Source organism: Escherichia sp. WS568 (assembly GCF_046486085.1).
Classification (GTDB): Bacteria; Pseudomonadota; Gammaproteobacteria; order Enterobacterales; family Enterobacteriaceae; genus Escherichia; species Escherichia coli.
In genome coordinates, this window is sequence record NZ_JBJQMC010000004.1 from 67,000 (window position 1) to 85,466 (window position 18,467).

Genomic DNA, 18,467 nt, shown 5'->3' on the forward strand with positions numbered 1-18,467 from the left:
CATGACGGACAAATTGACCTCCCTTCGTCAGTACACCACCGTAGTGGCCGACACTGGGGACATCGCGGCAATGAAGCTGTATCAACCGCAGGATGCCACAACCAACCCTTCTCTCATTCTTAACGCAGCGCAGATTCCGGAATACCGTAAGTTGATTGATGATGCTGTCGCCTGGGCGAAACAGCAGAGCAACGATCGCGCGCAGCAGATCGTGGACGCGACCGACAAACTGGCAGTAAATATTGGTCTGGAAATCCTGAAACTGGTTCCGGGCCGTATCTCAACTGAAGTTGATGCGCGTCTTTCCTATGACACCGAAGCGTCAATTGCGAAAGCAAAACGCCTGATCAAACTCTACAACGATGCAGGGATTAGCAACGATCGTATTCTGATCAAACTGGCTTCTACCTGGCAGGGTATCCGTGCTGCGGAACAGCTGGAAAAAGAAGGCATCAACTGTAACCTGACCCTGCTGTTCTCCTTTGCTCAGGCTCGTGCTTGTGCGGAAGCGGGCGTGTTCCTGATCTCGCCGTTTGTTGGCCGTATTCTTGACTGGTACAAAGCGAATACCGATAAGAAAGAGTACGCTCCGGCAGAAGATCCGGGCGTGGTTTCTGTATCTGAAATCTACCAGTACTACAAAGAGCACGGTTATGAAACCGTGGTTATGGGCGCAAGCTTCCGTAACATCGGCGAAATTCTGGAACTGGCAGGCTGCGACCGTCTGACCATCGCACCGGCACTGCTGAAAGAGCTGGCGGAGAGCGAAGGGGCTATCGAACGTAAACTGTCTTACACCGGCGAAGTGAAAGCGCGTCCGGCGCGTATCACTGAGTCCGAGTTCCTGTGGCAGCACAACCAGGATCCAATGGCAGTAGATAAACTGGCGGAAGGTATCCGTAAGTTTGCTGTTGACCAGGAAAAACTGGAAAAAATGATCGGCGATCTGCTGTAATCATTCTTAGCGTGACCGGGAAGTCGGTCACGCTACCTCTTCTGAAGCCTGTCTGTCACTCCCTTCGCAGTGTATCATTCTGTTTAACGAGACTGTTTAAACGGAAAAATCTTGATGAATACTTTACGTATTGGCTTAGTTTCCATCTCTGATCGCGCATCCAGCGGCGTTTATCAGGATAAAGGCATCCCTGCGCTGGAAGAATGGCTGACATCGGCGCTAACCACGCCGTTTGAACTGGAAACCCGCTTAATCCCCGATGAGCAGGCGATCATCGAGCAAACGTTGTGTGAGCTGGTGGATGAAATGAGTTGCCATCTGGTGCTCACCACGGGCGGAACTGGCCCGGCGCGTCGTGACGTAACGCCCGATGCGACGCTGGCAGTAGCGGACCGCGAGATGCCAGGCTTTGGTGAACAGATGCGCCAGATCAGCCTGCATTTTGTACCAACTGCGATCCTTTCTCGTCAGGTGGGTGTGATTCGCAAACAGGCGCTGATCCTTAACTTACCCGGTCAGCCGAAGTCGATTAAAGAGACGCTGGAAGGTGTAAAGGACGCTGAGGGTAACGTTGTGGTGCACGGTATTTTTGCCAGCGTACCGTACTGCATTCAGTTGCTGGAAGGGCCATACGTTGAAACGGCACCGGAAGTGGTTGCTGCATTCAGACCGAAGAGTGCAAGACGCGAAGTTAGCGAATAAAAAAATCCCCCCGGGCGGGGGGATCTCAAAACAATTAGTGCGATTCACCAATCGGCAGAACGGTGCGACCAAACTGCTCGTTCAGCACTTCACCCATCGCCAGATAGATTGCGCTGGCACCGCAGATCAGACCAATCCAGCCGGCAAAGTGGATGATCGCGGCATTACCGACAATGTTACCGATCGCCAGCAGGGCAAACAGCACGGTCAGGCTAAAGAAAACGAATTGCAGAACGCGTGCGCCTTTCAGCGTGCCGAAGAACATAAACAGCGTAAATACGCCCCACAGACCCAGGTAGACACCAAGGAACTGTGCATTTGGCGCATCGGTCAGACCCAGTTTCGGCATCAGCAGAATCGCAACCAGCGTCAGCCAGAAAGAACCGTAAGAGGTGAATGCGGTTAAACCGAAAGTGTTGCCTTTTTTGTACTCCAGCAGACCAGCAAAAATTTGCGCGATGCCGCCGTAGAAAATGCCCATTGCAAGAATAATACCGTCAAGAGCGAAATAACCCACGTTGTGCAGGTTAAGCAGAATGGTGGTCATGCCGAAGCCCATCAGGCCCAGCGGTGCCGGATTAGCCAACTTAGTGTTGCCCATAATTCCTCAAAAATCATCATCGAATGAATGGTGAAATAATTTCCCTGAATAACTGTAGTGTTTTCAGGGCGCGGCATAATAATCAGCCAGTGGGGCAGTGTCTACGATCTTTTGAAGGGAAAATGAAAATTTTCCCCGGTTTCCGGTATCAGACCTGAGTGGCACTAACCATCCGGCGCAGGCAGGCGATTTGCAGTACGGCTGGAATCGTCACGCGATAGGCGCTGCCGCTGACCGCTTTAACCCCATTTAGTGCCGCGCCTACAGGGCCTCCCAGCCCCGCGCCGCGCAGCAAACCATGCCCAAGTACGCTCATTGCTGCGTGGGTGCGTAAAATGCGGGTCAATTGGCTGGAAAGCAAATGCGACACGCCTTTTGCCAATAATTTGTCTTTCATCAGCAGCGGCAGCAGCTCTTCCAGCTCATTCACCCTGGCATCGACCGCGTGCAGAAACTCCTGCTTATGTTCCTCGTCCATTTTCTTCCAGGTATTACGCAGAAATTGTTCCAGTAACTGTTGCTCAATTTCAAACGTAGACATCTCTTTGTCGGCTTTCAGCTTCAATCGTTTTGAAACATCGAGCAAAATGGCCCGATACAATTTACCGTGTCCGCGCAGTTTGTTGGCGATACTATCGCCACCAAAATGTTGTAATTCTCCGGCAATCAGCTGCCAGTTGCGGCGGTGTTGCTCGGGATGTCCTTCCATCGATTTAAACAGTTCGTTGCGCATCAGTACGCTGGAGAGGCGAGTTTTGCCTTTTTCATTATGGGTGAGCAGCCGGGCGAAATTTGCCAATTGTTCCTCACTACAATGCTGGAGAAAATCCAGATCTGAATCATTCAGGTAATTAACATTCATTTTTTTTGCTTCTATATTCTGGCGTTAGTCGTCGCCGATAATTTTCAGCGTGGCCATATCCGATGAGTTCACCGTATGGCCGGAAAAGGTGATTTTTGAGACGCAGCGTTTATTGTCGTTATCGCTGTTAATGTTGATCCAGTCAGTGGTTTGCCCTTCTTTTATTTCTGAAGGAATATTCAGGCTCTGACTGGCGCTACGGGCGGCTTTGAAATAAACCGATGCACCACTTAACTGTAAATCGCCATGGTCGGCAGTGAGTTGAATGCGTTTAACAATGCGACAAACAGGAAGTTTCAGCGCCAGATCGTTGGTTTCGTTTCGCGGCATTGCAATGACGCCGAGGATTTTATGGTCGTTTGCCTGCGCCGTGCAGCACAGCAGCAGGCTAATCGCCAGGCTGGCGGAAAGCGTAAAAACGGATTTCATAAGGATTCTCTTAGTAGGGAGAGGTAGGGGATGAATACCCACTAGTTTACTGCTGATAAAGAGAAGATTCAGGTACGTAATATTTTCTTTTTATTACAATTTTTCTATGAATGTCTTGGCTGTCATTCATTCTCTATATGAATAAAATTGCTGTCAGTTTCATGTCTTGTCCTGCCATATCGCGAAATTTCTGCGCAAAAGCACAAAAAATTTTTGCATCTCCCCCTTGATGACGTGGGTTACGACCCCATTTAGTAGTCAACCGCAGTGAGTGAGTCTGCAAAAAAATGAAATTGGGCAGTTGAAACCAGACGTTTCGCCCCTATTACAGACTCACAACCACATGATGACCGAATATATAGTGGAGACGTTTAGATGGGTAAAATAATTGGTATCGACCTGGGTACTACCAACTCTTGTGTAGCGATTATGGATGGCACCACTCCTCGTGTACTGGAGAACGCCGAAGGCGATCGCACCACGCCTTCTATCATTGCCTATACCCAGGATGGTGAAACTCTGGTTGGTCAGCCGGCTAAACGTCAGGCAGTGACGAACCCGCAAAACACCCTGTTTGCGATTAAACGCCTGATTGGCCGCCGCTTCCAGGACGAAGAAGTACAGCGTGATGTTTCCATCATGCCGTTCAAAATTATTGCTGCTGATAACGGCGACGCATGGGTCGAAGTTAAAGGCCAGAAAATGGCACCGCCGCAGATCTCTGCTGAAGTGCTGAAAAAAATGAAGAAAACCGCTGAAGATTACCTGGGTGAACCGGTAACTGAAGCTGTTATCACCGTACCGGCATACTTTAACGATGCTCAGCGTCAGGCAACCAAAGACGCAGGCCGTATCGCTGGTCTGGAAGTAAAACGTATCATCAACGAACCGACCGCAGCTGCGCTGGCTTACGGTCTGGACAAAGGTACTGGCAACCGTACTATCGCGGTTTATGACCTGGGTGGTGGTACTTTCGATATTTCTATTATCGAAATCGACGAAGTTGACGGCGAAAAAACCTTCGAAGTTCTGGCAACCAACGGTGATACCCACCTGGGGGGTGAAGACTTCGACAGCCGTCTGATCAACTACCTGGTTGAAGAATTCAAGAAAGATCAGGGCATTGACCTGCGCAACGATCCGCTGGCAATGCAGCGCCTGAAAGAAGCGGCAGAAAAAGCGAAAATCGAACTGTCTTCCGCTCAGCAGACCGACGTTAACCTGCCGTACATCACTGCAGACGCGACCGGTCCGAAACACATGAACATCAAAGTGACTCGTGCGAAACTGGAAAGCCTGGTTGAAGATCTGGTAAACCGTTCCATTGAGCCGCTGAAAGTTGCACTGCAGGACGCTGGCCTGTCCGTATCTGATATCGACGACGTTATCCTCGTTGGTGGTCAGACTCGTATGCCAATGGTTCAGAAGAAAGTTGCTGAATTCTTTGGTAAAGAGCCGCGTAAAGACGTTAACCCGGACGAAGCTGTAGCAATCGGTGCTGCTGTTCAGGGTGGTGTTCTGACTGGTGACGTGAAAGACGTACTGCTGCTGGACGTTACCCCGCTGTCTCTGGGTATCGAAACCATGGGCGGTGTGATGACGACGCTGATCGCGAAAAACACCACTATCCCGACCAAGCACAGCCAGGTGTTCTCTACCGCTGAAGACAACCAGTCTGCGGTAACCATCCACGTGCTGCAGGGTGAACGTAAACGTGCGGCTGATAACAAATCTCTGGGTCAGTTCAACCTGGATGGTATCAACCCGGCACCGCGCGGCATGCCGCAGATCGAAGTTACCTTCGATATCGATGCTGACGGTATCCTGCACGTTTCCGCGAAAGATAAAAACAGCGGTAAAGAGCAGAAGATCACCATCAAGGCTTCTTCTGGTCTGAACGAAGATGAAATCCAGAAAATGGTACGCGACGCAGAAGCTAACGCCGAAGCTGACCGTAAGTTTGAAGAGCTGGTACAGACTCGCAACCAGGGCGACCATCTGCTGCACAGCACCCGTAAGCAGGTTGAAGAAGCAGGCGACAAACTGCCGGCTGACGACAAAACTGCTATCGAGTCTGCACTGACTGCACTGGAAACTGCTCTGAAAGGTGAAGACAAAGCCGCTATCGAAGCGAAAATGCAGGAACTGGCACAGGTTTCCCAGAAACTGATGGAAATCGCCCAGCAGCAACATGCCCAGCAGCAGACTGCCGGTGCTGATGCTTCTGCAAACAACGCGAAAGATGACGATGTTGTCGACGCTGAATTTGAAGAAGTCAAAGACAAAAAATAATCGCCCTATAAACGGGTAATTATACTGACACGGGCGAAGGGGAATTTCCTCTCCGCCCGTGCATTCATCTAGGGGCAATTTAAAAAAGATGGCTAAGCAAGATTATTACGAGATTTTAGGCGTTTCCAAAACAGCGGAAGAGCGTGAAATCAAAAAGGCCTACAAACGCCTGGCCATGAAATACCACCCGGACCGTAACCAGGGTGACAAAGAGGCCGAGGCGAAATTTAAAGAGATCAAGGAAGCTTATGAAGTTCTGACCGACTCGCAAAAACGTGCGGCATACGATCAGTATGGTCATGCTGCGTTTGAGCAAGGCGGCATGGGCGGCGGCGGTTTTGGCGGCGGCGCAGACTTCAGCGATATTTTTGGTGACGTTTTCGGCGATATTTTTGGCGGCGGACGTGGTCGTCAACGTGCGGCGCGCGGTGCTGATTTACGCTATAACATGGAGCTCACCCTCGAAGAAGCTGTACGTGGCGTGACCAAAGAGATCCGCATTCCGACTCTGGAAGAGTGTGACGTTTGCCACGGTAGCGGTGCAAAACCAGGTACACAGCCGCAGACCTGTCCGACCTGTCATGGTTCTGGTCAGGTGCAGATGCGCCAGGGCTTCTTCGCTGTACAGCAGACCTGTCCACACTGTCAGGGCCGCGGTACGCTGATCAAAGATCCGTGCAACAAATGTCATGGTCATGGTCGTGTTGAGCGCAGCAAAACGCTGTCCGTTAAAATCCCGGCAGGGGTGGACACTGGAGACCGCATCCGTCTTGCGGGCGAAGGTGAAGCGGGCGAGCATGGCGCACCGGCAGGCGATCTGTACGTTCAGGTTCAGGTTAAACAGCACCCGATTTTCGAGCGTGAAGGTAACAACCTGTATTGCGAAGTCCCGATCAACTTCGCGATGGCAGCGCTGGGTGGCGAAATCGAAGTACCGACCCTTGATGGTCGCGTCAAACTGAAAGTGCCTGGCGAAACCCAGACCGGTAAGCTGTTCCGTATGCGTGGTAAAGGCGTCAAGTCTGTTCGCGGCGGTGCGCAAGGGGACTTGCTGTGCCGCGTTGTCGTCGAAACACCGGTAGGTCTGAACGAGAAGCAGAAACAGCTGCTGCAAGAGCTGCAGGAAAGCTTCGGTGGCCCAACCGGCGAGCACAACAGCCCGCGTTCAAAGAGCTTCTTTGATGGTGTGAAGAAGTTTTTTGACGACCTGACTCGCTAACCTCCCCAAAAGCCTGCCCGTGGGCAGGCCAGGGTAAAAATAGGGTGCGTTGAAGATATGCGAGCACCTGTAAAGTGGCGGGGATCACTCCCCGCCGTTGCTCTTACTCGGATTCGTAAGCCGTGAAAACAGCAACCTCCGTCTGGCCAGTTCGGATGTGAACCTCACAGAGGTCTTTTCTCGTTACCAGCGCCGCCACTACGGCGGTGATACAGATGACGATCAGGGCGACAATCATCGCCTTATGCTGCTTCATTGCTCTCTTCTCCTTGACCTTACGGTCAGTAAGAGGCACTCTACATGTGTTCTGCATATAGGGGGCCTCGGGTTGATGGTAAAATATCACTCGGGGCTTTTCTCTATCTGCCGTTCAGCTAATGCCTGAGACAGACAGCCTCAAGCACCCGCCGCTATTATATCGCTCTCTTTAACCCATTCTGTTTTATCGATTCTAATCCTGAAGACGCCTCGCATTTTTGCGTAATCAATCTTTAGTACATTGTTTATTTTAACTCTTATGTGCGTTTTCATTTACAAAAGTTGAGATTATGAACAAGAGGTTTAAGTTATGCCTGAATGGTGAGTTATTACTGGAGAAAGTAATAGAAGATACAAAATATTCTTGTACAGAATTGAATTTTCTTTTTGTGAGGAAAAATGTTTATAAATCAATGAGTGATATTTAAAATCGACACACTTTTTGAAACACGATACCTCCACACCCGGGGGTAAAAGTAATCTGCGATCTCCATCACGCTTTGCCATTCACCTTTAAATATACTTTCTGAGTCGTTCTTAATCAAAATGAATTATCTGATGTATTGATTTCTATGGAACCATAAAAAAAATGAATGGAGAGCATATTATATGTCTGCCAAAAGACGGCTTCTTATTGCGTGTGCCCTGACAACGATTTTCTATCACCTTCCTGCATATTCTTCATTAGAATATAAAGGTTCCTTTGGCTCAATAAATGCAGGTTATGCTGACTGGAATAGTGGCTTCGTTAACACTCATCGTGGTGAAGTATGGAAAGTGACTGCAGACTTTGGTGTGAATTTTAAAGAAGCCGAGTTTTACTCATTTTATGAAAGCAATGTGCTTAACCATGCCGTAGCGGGGCGTAATCATACCGTTTCTGCTATGACACATGTCAGACTCTTTGACTCCAATATGACTTTCTTTGGCAAGATCTATGGTCAATGGGATAACTCATGGGGTGACGATCTTGATATGTTTTATGGTTTGGGCTACCTCGGCTGGAATGGTTCATGGGGGTTTTTTAAACCGTATATTGGATTACATAATCAATCTGGAGACTACGTCTCAGCCAAATATGGACAAACAAATGGCTGGAATGGTTATGTTGTTGGCTGGACAGCAGTATTACCTTTTACGTTATTTGACGAAAAATTTGTTTTATCTAACTGGAATGAAATAGAACTGGACAGAAATGATGCCTATGCGGAACAACAATTTGGTCGGAATGGGCTAAATGGCGGTTTAACAGTGGCCTGGAAGTTCTATCCTCGCTGGAAAGCCAGTGTGACGTGGCGTTATTTCGATAATAAGTTGGGCTACGATGGTTTTGGCGATCAAATGATTTATATGCTTGGTTATGATTTCTAATTTTCATCAGGGAATAATTATGCAGAAAACATTAATGGCCAGTTTGATCGGCCTTGCAGTTTGCACAGGGAATGCTTTTAATCCAGCCGTAGCCGCCGAAACTAAACAACCCAATTTAGTCATCATTATGGCGGATGATTTAGGCTATGGTGATTTGGCAACATATGGACATCAGATCGTTAAAACGCCCAATATAGACAGGCTTGCCCAGGAAGGCGTCAAATTTACCGACTATTATGCACCTGCCCCCTTAAGTTCTCCTTCACGGGCGGGACTATTAACAGGGCGGATGCCATTTCGTACCGGCATACGCTCATGGATCCCAACGGGAAAAGATGTGGCATTAGGGCGTAATGAACTCACGATTGCTAATCTACTCAAAGCGCAAGGGTACGACACGGCCATGATGGGTAAGCTGCATCTGAATGCAGGCGGCGATCGCACCGATCAGCCGCAGGCAAAAGATATGGGCTTTGATTACTCACTGGTTAATACGGCGGGTTTTGTTACCGACGCTACTCTGGATAATGCGAAGGAGCGTCCCCGTTTTGGCATGGTCTATCCAACGGGCTGGTTGCGTAACGGGCAACCCACACCACGTTCCGATAAAATGAGTGGTGAGTATGTCAGTTCGGAAGTCGTCAACTGGTTGGATAACAAAAAGGACAGTAAGCCTTTCTTCCTTTATGTCGCTTTTACCGAAGTGCACAGTCCCCTGGCTTCGCCCAAAAAATACCTCGACATGTACTCACAATATATGAGCGACTATCAGAAGCAGCATCCTGATTTATTTTATGGCGACTGGGCGGATAAACCCTGGCGTGGTACAGGAGAATATTATGCCAACATCAGTTATCTGGATGCTCAGGTTGGAAAAGTACTGGATAAAATCAAAGCGATGGGTGAAGAAGATAACACCATCGTTATTTTTACCAGTGATAACGGACCAGTAACGCGTGAAGCGCGCAAAGTTTATGAACTGAATTTGGCAGGGGAAACTGATGGATTACGTGGTCGCAAGGATAATCTCTGGGAAGGTGGCATCCGTGTTCCGGCGATTATTAAATACGGAAAGCATCTTCCAAAGGGAATGGTTTCAGATACGCCTGTTTATGGTCTGGACTGGATGCCTACGCTGGCGAAAATGATGAACTTCAAATTACCGACGGACCGGACTTTTGATGGCGAATCGTTGGTTCCTGTCCTTGAGAACAAAGCGCTAAAACGTGAAAAGCCATTAATCTTCGGAATTGACATGCCATTCCAGGATGATCCAACCGACGAATGGGCGATACGTGATGGTGACTGGAAAATGATCATCGATCGTAACAATAAGCCAAAGTACCTATACAACCTCAAAACCGATCGTTTTGAGACCATTAATCAGATAGGTAAAAATCCAGACATTGAAAAACAAATGTATGGTAAGTTCTTAAAGTATAAAGCCGATATTGATAATGATTCATTAATGAAAGCCAGAGGTGATAAACCGGAAGCGGTAACCTGGGGCTAATCTGATAACCATAATAAATGTAATGTATGCCTTTCAGGGCCATGCCCGCCTGATTCAATGTTACACATTGAGTCAGGTTCTTTTCTTTGACATATGACGATAATATCCGGGTATTCGCAGGGAGTGAATATGTTTACCAACGTAAATGTTGATTGTTGCAAAACACCAGGATGCAAAAACCTGGGGTTGTTGAATAGCCAGGATTATATTGCACAAGGAAAAAATATTTTATGTCGGGAATGCGGTTACTTGTTTCCTGTGATATCTGAACGATCTCTTAATATTTATCGTAATCGTGTTAATCATTCATGGAGAGGGTTGGTTCCACAATGTTCAGCTTGCGGAAGCACATCTCTGAAAAAGTATGGCTATTCAGCTCAGGGGCAGAGGAGAATGTATTGTCATCATTGTTCCAGAACTTTTATCACTCTGGATCATGTAAATACAACGCCGCGAAGAACACATTTAGCATTGATGATTGATCAAGGCGCTTCACTTGCAGATATCCGTAAATTATTACTTCTTAATAGCACAGGGCTTAACCGTGAGTTGATGAAACTAGCCCGGGAAGTAAACTATAAAGAAAGTTACCAATACTCTTCTGCTTCTGATATTTCTCTATCTACCCGCGCTTTTCGCGTAAAGTTTAACGGTAGTAATAACTATCTTTATAGCCTTGTTACCGCAGAAGAACAAAGCGGTAGAGTCGTCGCTATTTCAACAAATTATTCTCCATCAGCGGTAGAGTCGCATTATCAATATGCATCAAGTTATGAAGAGCGTTTGTCTCCAGGTACACTGGCGCATCACGTACAACGCAAGGAGTTACTTACTATGCGGCGTGATACCTTATTTGATATTGATTATGGTCGGGCGATATTACATCAAAACGATCCGGGGATGTTGGTGAAACCGGTTCTTCCGGCGTATCGCCATTTTGAACTGGTTAGAGCACTGACTGAAGCATATTCTATAAATATTCAACACTACCTTGATCACGAGTGCTTTATATTAGGTGGTTGTCTGATGGCTAATTTACAGCATATTCATCAAGGCCGGTGCCATATTTCATTTGTGAAAGAACGCGGCGAGAAAACGACTCATTATGATACGCCGCCGCGGTTGTTTTTGAGTGGTGGCGTGAGAAATAATGTTTGGCGTACATTTTCCGCCCGTGATTATTCAATGGCTGTTTGTAACCTTACAGGAAACAAGAAAGCAAATGAAATGCGGTATTCGACGTTAGCAAGCGCGACTCGTTTTATCAACTTCCTGGAGTCTCATCCCTTTCTATCCTCATTAAACCGAATGTCGCCTGCCAATGTTGTCTCCACATTAGATATTTTCAAGCATCTCTGGAATAAACAGCTATAGCACAGTGCGATTTTATTATTACTTTTCCTAATTAATCCCTCAGAAATCCTCACCTTAAGCTATGATTATCAGGGCTTAGGGTCACTCGTGAGCGCTTACAGCCGTCAAAAAATCATCTCATCGCTGATGGCACAAATCCTTCAATGGTTCGTAAAAAACGAATTATTCCTACACTATAATCTGATTTTAACGATGATTCGTGCGGGGTAAAATAGTAAAAACGATCTATTCACCTGAAAGAGAAATAAAAAGTGAAACATCTGCATCGATTCTTTAGCAGTGATGCCTCGGGAGGCATTATTCTTATCATTGCCGCTATCCTGGCGATGATTATGGCCAATAGCGGCGCAACCAGTGGATGGTATCACGACTTTCTGGAGACGCCGGTTCAGCTCCGGGTTGGTTCACTCGAAATCAACAAAAACATGCTGTTATGGATAAATGACGCGCTGATGGCGGTATTTTTCCTGTTAGTCGGTCTGGAAGTTAAACGTGAACTGATGCAAGGATCGCTAGCCAGCTTACGCCAGGCCGCATTTCCAGTTATCGCCGCTATTGGTGGGATGATTGTGCCGGCATTGCTCTATCTGGCCTTTAACTATGCCGATCCGATTACCCGCGAAGGGTGGGCGATCCCGGCGGCTACTGACATTGCCTTTGCACTTGGTGTGCTGGCGCTGTTGGGAAGTCGTGTTCCGTTAGCGCTGAAGATCTTTTTGATGGCTCTGGCTATTATCGACGATCTTGGGGCCATCATTATCATCGCATTGTTCTACACTAATGACTTATCGATGGCGTCTCTCGGCGTTGCGGCAGTAGCGATTGCCGTACTCGCGGTACTGAATATCTGTGGTGTTCGTCGCACGGGCGTTTATATTCTGGTTGGCGTGGTACTGTGGACAGCGGTGTTGAAATCAGGTGTCCATGCAACGCTGGCTGGCGTCATTGTCGGCTTCTTTATTCCGTTAAAAGAGAAGCATGGGCGCTCTCCGGCTAAACGTCTGGAGCATGTTTTGCATCCGTGGGTGGCATATCTGATTTTGCCGTTGTTTGCGTTTGCCAATGCGGGGGTATCTCTGCAAGGCGTGACGCTGGATGGCCTGACCTCCATTCTGCCATTAGGGATCATCGCCGGTTTGCTGATTGGCAAGCCACTGGGTATTAGTCTGTTCTGCTGGTTGGCGCTGCGTTTGAAACTGGCGCATCTGCCTGAGGGAACGACTTATCAGCAAATTATGGCGGTGGGGATCCTATGCGGTATCGGTTTTACTATGTCTATCTTTATTGCCAGCCTTGCCTTTGGTAGCGTAGATCCAGAACTGATTAACTGGGCGAAACTCGGTATCCTGGTCGGTTCTATCTCTTCGGCGGTAATTGGATACAGCTGGTTACGCGTTCGTTTGCGTCCATCAGTTTGACAGGACGGTTTACCGGGGAGCCATAAACGGCTCCCTTTTCATTGTTATCAGGGAGAGAAATGAGCATGTCTCATATCAATTACAACCACTTGTATTACTTCTGGCATGTCTATAAAGAAGGTTCCGTGGTTGGCGCAGCGGAGGCGCTTTATTTAACACCACAAACCATTACCGGACAGATTCGGGCGCTGGAAGAGCGCCTGCAAGGCAAATTATTTAAGCGCAAGGGACGTGGCCTCGAGCCCAGCGAGCTGGGAGAGCTGGTCTATCGCTATGCCGATAAAATGTTCACCTTAAGCCAGGAAATGCTGGATATCGTGAACTATCGCAAAGAATCCAATTTATTGTTTGACGTTGGCGTGGCTGATGCACTTTCTAAACGCCTGGTCAGTAGCGTACTTAACGCCGCAGTGGTAGAAGGCGAGCCGATTCATCTTCGCTGCTTCGAATCCACCCACGAAATGCTGCTGGAGCAATTAAGTCAGCATAAACTGGATATGATCATTTCCGACTGTCCGATAGATTCTACGCAGCAGGAAGGTCTGTTCTCCGTGAGAATTGGCGAATGTGGCGTGAGTTTCTGGTGTACAAATCCACCACCGGAAAAACCGTTCCCGGCTTGTCTGGAAGAACGGCGGCTTTTGATTCCTGGGCGACGTTCAATGTTAGGGCGCAAATTGCTTAACTGGTTTAACTCCCAGGGATTAAACGTAGAAATCCTCGGCGAGTTTGATGATGCCGCGTTGATGAAAGCTTTTGGTGCGATGCACAATGCAATCTTCGTTGCCCCAACGCTTTATGCATATGACTTTTATGCCGATAAAACTGTCGTAGAAATTGGTCGCGTCGAAAATGTGATGGAAGAGTACCATGCTATTTTTGCTGAGCGGATGATTCAGCACCCGGCGGTACAGCGAATCTGCAATACGGATTATTCTTCGTTGTTTTCTCCCGCCTCACGATAGATATTAAAACTCACGCCCCGCTATATACGGGGCGTGCTAATGAACAAACGATGTCCTTTAAACGGGTAATAACTGGCGATATTTCCCTTTCTCACGAATGAATACCGGTATCTGGTGCAGCGGCGCGCAATGATGAAGCTTTTGCCCACCCGCGTAGTGTTCATGGGTATAAAAATCGATCCATGTCTCTCCGGCAGGCAACCAGACATCACGTGAACGTGTACCTTCGTGCATTACAGGGGCAACGAGAAGGTCCGGGCCAAAGCAGTACTGATCATAAATATTCCAGCTTTCTGCCTGGTCTGGAAACTCAAAGAACATCGTGCGCATTACCGGGCTGTTCTTCTCGTGCGTCTCAGCCATAATTTTACTGATATAAGGTTTCAGCTTCTCACGCAACTGCAGGCAGGAAGTGAGAATTTCACCGGTTTCTTCACCATAGCTCCAGACTTCATTCGGCGCGCCAGTCGGACATTGTGCGATGCCATCACGATAGGGTTGTTCAGGCAAAACTTGCGGGTCGCGGTTGCCATGTAAACGCATTACTGGGCTGAATACCCCCCACTGGAACCAGCGAATAAGCAGTTCATGAAATTTTGGATCATGTATGTTGCCACCGTGGAAACCGCCAATATCCGTCGTCCACCACGGGATCCCGGCAATTCCCATGTTCAGCCCCGCAGCAAACTGATTGCGCAGAGAACGGAAGGAGGAGTGGATATCGCCTGACCACACCAGGGCACCATATTTCTGACTACCGGCCCAGGCGCAGCGTAGCAAATTGATCACCTGCTTTTCTCCGGCTGCCTGCATGCCATCGAAGAACGTTTTGGCGTACATACGCGGATAGATATTACCGACTTCCAGCACTGGCCCTGCGTAGTAACGATAGTTGTCATAATCGTAAACACCGAACTCTGGCTCGGCTTCATCCAGCCAGAACAGTTTCACGCCTTTATCGTAATAATTGCGTTTGGCTTTGTTCCAGACATATTCCCGTGCGCCAGGATGTGTCGCATCAAAGAACGTGGTGTTGCCAAGGAAATCCATATTGATAGGCAAACCACGCTCGGTGTGGACTAGCCAGCCGTTTTCTTTCATCTCCCGATAACTCTCGGTACGGTTATCTACGGTAGGCCAGAATGAAACCATCAGTTCGATACCCATTTCTTTTAATTCGGCGATCATCGCATCGGGATCGGGCCAGTCACGCAGATCGAACATCCAGTCACCCTGATTCGGCCAATGGAAGAAATCGATGACAATCACCGAGATCGGAAGATTGCGTTGCTTGTAGCCGCGTGCGACTTCTAACAATTCTTGTTGATTACGATAGCGAAGCTTGCATTGCCAGAACCCCATTGCGTAATCAGGCATCATCGGTGGCGTACCGGTTACTCGTGCATAGGCTTCACTGATCTCAGCCGGAGTATCGCCCGCAGTGATCCAGTAGTCCAGTTGTTCACTGACTTCTGCTACCCATTCCGTACCGTTTTGCGCGAAGGTGACGCGGCCAATTGCTGGGTTATTCCACAGAAAACCATAACCCTGATTTGATAGCAGGAAGGGAACAGAAGCCTGCGAGTTACGTTGTGCCAGCTCCAGCATGCAACCTTTTAAATCCAGGTTTGGTTGCTGATACTGACCCATGCCAAAGAGTTTCTCGCCATCGTTGGCTTCAAATCGTGCCTTAATCGTAAATTTCCCGCCAGGAATAGGCTTGAATTCACGGGCCTGTAGATTAAGAGCGCTCACATATTGGCCGTGTGCTGACTCATCTTCACCAATTTCGCCACGTTGACGCCAGAACTCTTGCAGCAGGCATTTATCATCATTACGCCAGAAAGAGAGCTGGCCCTGAAGATTTACGATGGCAGTGATTTTACCATTTCTCAGCGTTGCCTGTTTTTCATCCCAGGTGATATGAGCGACAGCATCGCCAGGATCCTGAGTTAACGCCCAGTTTTCATTGCGCATTACCGGTAAATGGCGGCCGCTTCGCACGCGTAAGCTGTTTTCGCCCCAGGCTTCAATCCAGAGATAACGATCGTCTTGTTGCCAGACCAGACGGTGGGGATCTTGCTTAATAAACGACATAATTGTTCCTCCCAGGAGCAAGTGGCATGTTGATTAAATTCAACGATTGTGGGCTTGCAGATCGTGTTGGATACGACCTTCCATCGCTTCATACTGGCGAAAGAAGAGCAGTGGTACAGCCGCGAGAGCAAAGAGCAGCGCAGGGACCCAGATAAATGCCAGGCTGATACCTTCCAACCCCGCAGCCGTCTGTTGTTGGTTGGGGATATAACCAAAGCTGTCCATAATAAAGGCAGCGAAAGCTGTACCGATACCACTGCCCATCTTGATGCAGAAGGTGCTGCCGAAGGCGATCAGAATGCCGGTAGCTTTAATGCCGGTTTTCCAGCGACCAAAGTCAACGGCGAAACCGAGCATCGCGAAAGGCATAGAACAGGCGATACCGCTGCCGATATTGGCGAGTACCCAGGCGGCGATCATCAAAGGGATGCTGTCGGCAGCCAGCCACATGAGGCCCCCGCCTAACATCGCAACCAGCAGCCCGGTAATCCAAATCCAGGTTTTGGTGAGATAGCGACTGAAGAACGGAATGGCAATGATAAACAGGATCTGAATGGTGGCGAGGCTGTTAACCAGCGGGACCAGATCTTTGCGATCCAGATTGTAGGTTAAATAGTAAACAATAGTAGTGTTGCGCTGCTGTAGGGCAATCCAGAAGATAAGGTTCGCCACTACCATCAGGAGCCACGGCCAGTTCCCTTTCATTGCCGAAAAACTCTTTTTCATCGGCAGTCGTGGTTCTTGCTGTATTTTATCGGTATCCAGTTCGCGAATATTTTTAAAGGCAAACAACGTTAAGGCACAGGATATTACGGCAAAGACTATGGCAGTATATATAAAGCCTGCTTTATCGTTACCATTACCAAGGAAAGCGACCAATGGCAATGCTGTCGCATTCATTAATAGTACGCCAATTTGCCCACCAGTCATGCGATATGAGTTTAATACCAGGCGTTCCTTTGGTGACAGCGTCATCAGCGGTAATATAGCGCTTAATGGTGTATTCAACCCAGTGAACAGAATGCTGGCTAACATGTACGATATTGCTGCATAAACAGCTTTCCCTGTCATGCTGATATCGGGTGACCAGAAAGAAAGCGCACTAAATACAGCAAAAGGTAATGGTAACCATAAAAACCATGGACGGCATTTTCCATAACGCGAATGGGTTTTATCGATAATGATTCCCCACACTGGCGCATCAATACCGTCTACAATGCGCGCCAGCAGTAGGATTATGCCTGCAACCGCCAGACTAATCCCTGCTACGTCGGTGTAGAAATAAAGAATGTAGGTAGAGCCAAAACAGTAGAGCAGATTACCGGCAACATCCAGTGAGCCGTAGCTAATCCGCTGTATTAAAGGTAAGGAATCGGATGAAGTTGATTGAGTAGTTTCAATGACGGAACTCATTATATTCTCTCCAGAACAAGAATGCCTGTCTCAGAAAAAAAGCTTTTATTTTCTAAGCAAATACATACTGACTTTCCTTAATGCATATTTATTAATGATTTAAACAACGTTGTGGGAATGAGGTTAGTTAAGGAGAGTGATGGCGACAATTATAATTTTTCGTTTTAAGTTTGCGTTAATTCGTTTTTGGCTTTGTTTCTCTGTATTTTGTTATGCAGTTCACGTTTTATCAGAGAATAAAACATTTTAACTTTTATGATGAAATGTTAAATGTTTTATACTTGGGGAAATATATGGCGGCAGAAATAAGTAAAAGAGATATGCCTTTCATTTGAAATTTCCAGGCGTGCAGGCATAAAAAAACCCGCTTGCGCGGGCTTTTTCACAAAGCTTCAGCAAATTGGCAATTAAGCCAGTTTGTTGATCTGTGCAGTCAGGTTAGCCTTATGACGTGCAGCTTTGTTTTTGTGGATCAGACCTTTAGCAGCCTGACGGTCCACGATTGGTTGCATTTCGTTAAATGCTTTCTGTGCAGCAGCTTTGTCGCCAGCTTCGATAGCTGCGTATACTTTCTTGATGAAAGTACGCATCATAGAGCGACGGCTTGCGTTGTGCTTACGAGCCTTTTCAGACTGAATGGCGCGCTTCTTAGCTGATTTGATATTAGCCAAGGTCCAACTCCCAAATGTGTTCTATATGGACAATTCAAAGGCCGAGGAATATGCCCTTTTAGCCTTCTTTTGTCAATGGATTTGTGCAAATAAGCGCCGTTAATGTGCCGGCACTCGTTACGTAGTGATGGCGCAGGATTCTACCAGCTTGCGGGGTGTGAATACAGCTTTTCCGCGATAAAAATTGCAGCAGGCGGTCAGTTTCTTCCCGTGATTTGCGCCATGGCAATGAAAAGCCACTTCTTTCTGATTTCGGTACTCAATCGCCGGTTAACCTTGACCGCTGTACAAGGTATACTCGGACGATTTTCACTGTTTTGAGCCAGA

At 47.9% G+C, this 18,467-nt stretch carries 17 protein-coding genes; 10 read left to right on the forward strand and 7 right to left on the reverse strand.

The genetic code is table 11. The annotated features are described in order from the left end of the window. The first annotated feature begins 1 nt into the window (after position 1). Positions 2–955, forward strand: coding sequence for a transaldolase (gene tal / locus ACJHWR_RS05985; protein WP_000130187.1), 954 nt, complete (start codon positions 2–4; stop codon positions 953–955). A gap of 114 nt (positions 956–1,069) precedes the next feature. After that, positions 1,070–1,657, forward strand: coding sequence for a molybdopterin adenylyltransferase (mog, locus tag ACJHWR_RS05990; protein ID WP_001094685.1), 588 nt, complete (start codon positions 1,070–1,072; stop codon positions 1,655–1,657). A gap of 34 nt (positions 1,658–1,691) precedes the next feature. Here mog and satP read toward each other — a convergent pair whose 3' ends face one another. From satP to ACJHWR_RS06005, 3 genes are all read right to left on the reverse strand, one after another. After that, entirely contained in the window at positions 1,692–2,258 is a 567-nt protein-coding gene (gene satP, locus ACJHWR_RS05995) for an acetate uptake transporter (protein WP_000528541.1), read from the reverse strand. 148 nt (positions 2,259–2,406) lie between these two features. Further along, a complete protein-coding gene (msyB, locus tag ACJHWR_RS06000) occupies positions 2,407–3,120 on the reverse strand; it encodes an acidic protein MsyB (protein ID WP_001102367.1) in 714 nt (237 codons plus the stop codon). 24 nt (positions 3,121–3,144) lie between these two features. Beyond that, positions 3,145–3,549: a DUF2541 family protein gene (locus ACJHWR_RS06005; RefSeq protein WP_000843576.1), complete on the reverse strand. Its 405-nt coding sequence runs from the start codon at positions 3,547–3,549 to the stop codon at positions 3,145–3,147. Between the two features lie 375 nt (positions 3,550–3,924). On the opposite strand from ACJHWR_RS06005, the gene dnaK reads away from it, so the two are divergent. Then, positions 3,925–5,841: a molecular chaperone DnaK gene (gene dnaK / locus ACJHWR_RS06010; RefSeq protein WP_000516135.1), complete on the forward strand. Its 1,917-nt coding sequence runs from the start codon at positions 3,925–3,927 to the stop codon at positions 5,839–5,841. Positions 5,842–5,929: 88 nt separating this feature from the next. Next, positions 5,930–7,060 (forward strand): molecular chaperone DnaJ, encoded by a 1,131-nt coding sequence (gene dnaJ / locus ACJHWR_RS06015; RefSeq protein ID WP_001118464.1) that lies wholly within the window; start codon positions 5,930–5,932, stop codon positions 7,058–7,060. 103 nt (positions 7,061–7,163) lie between these two features. Here the strand turns inward: dnaJ and mokC are convergent, their stop codons facing one another. Then, positions 7,164–7,316, reverse strand: a complete 153-nt coding sequence (gene mokC, locus ACJHWR_RS06020) for a type I toxin-antitoxin system toxin MokC (RefSeq protein WP_000809168.1) — start codon at positions 7,314–7,316, stop codon at positions 7,164–7,166. Between the two features lie 611 nt (positions 7,317–7,927). On the opposite strand from mokC, the gene ACJHWR_RS06025 reads away from it, so the two are divergent. The 5 genes from ACJHWR_RS06025 to nhaR all read left to right on the forward strand — a co-directional run bounded on the left by ACJHWR_RS06025 (position 7,928) and on the right by nhaR (position 13,959). Continuing rightward, complete coding sequence (locus ACJHWR_RS06025) at positions 7,928–8,689, forward strand: outer membrane protein OmpK (protein ID WP_001274824.1); 762 nt, start codon at positions 7,928–7,930, stop codon at positions 8,687–8,689. 19 nt (positions 8,690–8,708) lie between these two features. After that, positions 8,709–10,202, forward strand: a complete 1,494-nt coding sequence (locus ACJHWR_RS06030) for a sulfatase (RefSeq protein WP_001173013.1) — start codon at positions 8,709–8,711, stop codon at positions 10,200–10,202. 129 nt (positions 10,203–10,331) lie between these two features. After that, positions 10,332–11,576: a hypothetical protein gene (locus ACJHWR_RS06035; protein WP_012311863.1), complete on the forward strand. Its 1,245-nt coding sequence runs from the start codon at positions 10,332–10,334 to the stop codon at positions 11,574–11,576. Positions 11,577–11,827: 251 nt separating this feature from the next. Then, a complete protein-coding gene (gene nhaA, locus ACJHWR_RS06040) occupies positions 11,828–12,994 on the forward strand; it encodes a Na+/H+ antiporter NhaA (protein WP_000681353.1) in 1,167 nt (388 codons plus the stop codon). Between the two features lie 65 nt (positions 12,995–13,059). Further along, a complete protein-coding gene (gene nhaR, locus ACJHWR_RS06045; protein ID WP_001295755.1) occupies positions 13,060–13,959 on the forward strand; it encodes a transcriptional activator NhaR in 900 nt (299 codons plus the stop codon). Between the two features lie 57 nt (positions 13,960–14,016). Here nhaR and ACJHWR_RS06050 read toward each other — a convergent pair whose 3' ends face one another. The 3 genes from ACJHWR_RS06050 to rpsT all read right to left on the reverse strand — a co-directional run bounded on the left by ACJHWR_RS06050 (position 14,017) and on the right by rpsT (position 18,140). Beyond that, complete coding sequence (locus ACJHWR_RS06050) at positions 14,017–16,056, reverse strand: TIM-barrel domain-containing protein (protein ID WP_000008159.1); 2,040 nt, start codon at positions 16,054–16,056, stop codon at positions 14,017–14,019. A 39-nt stretch (positions 16,057–16,095) separates the two neighbouring features. Continuing rightward, complete coding sequence (locus ACJHWR_RS06055; RefSeq protein WP_000099997.1) at positions 16,096–17,469, reverse strand: MFS transporter; 1,374 nt, start codon at positions 17,467–17,469, stop codon at positions 16,096–16,098. A 407-nt stretch (positions 17,470–17,876) separates the two neighbouring features. Continuing rightward, positions 17,877–18,140 carry a 30S ribosomal protein S20 gene (gene rpsT, locus ACJHWR_RS06060; protein WP_001274021.1) on the reverse strand — a complete coding sequence of 88 codons (264 nt, stop codon included), beginning with the start codon at positions 18,138–18,140 and terminating at the stop codon, positions 17,877–17,879. Positions 18,141–18,242: 102 nt separating this feature from the next. Here rpsT and ACJHWR_RS06065 point away from each other — a divergent pair, with 102 nt between their 5' ends. Next, positions 18,243–18,461, forward strand: a complete 219-nt coding sequence (locus ACJHWR_RS06065; RefSeq protein WP_001300728.1) for a DUF2575 family protein — start codon at positions 18,243–18,245, stop codon at positions 18,459–18,461. Positions 18,462–18,467 lie beyond the last annotated feature (6 nt).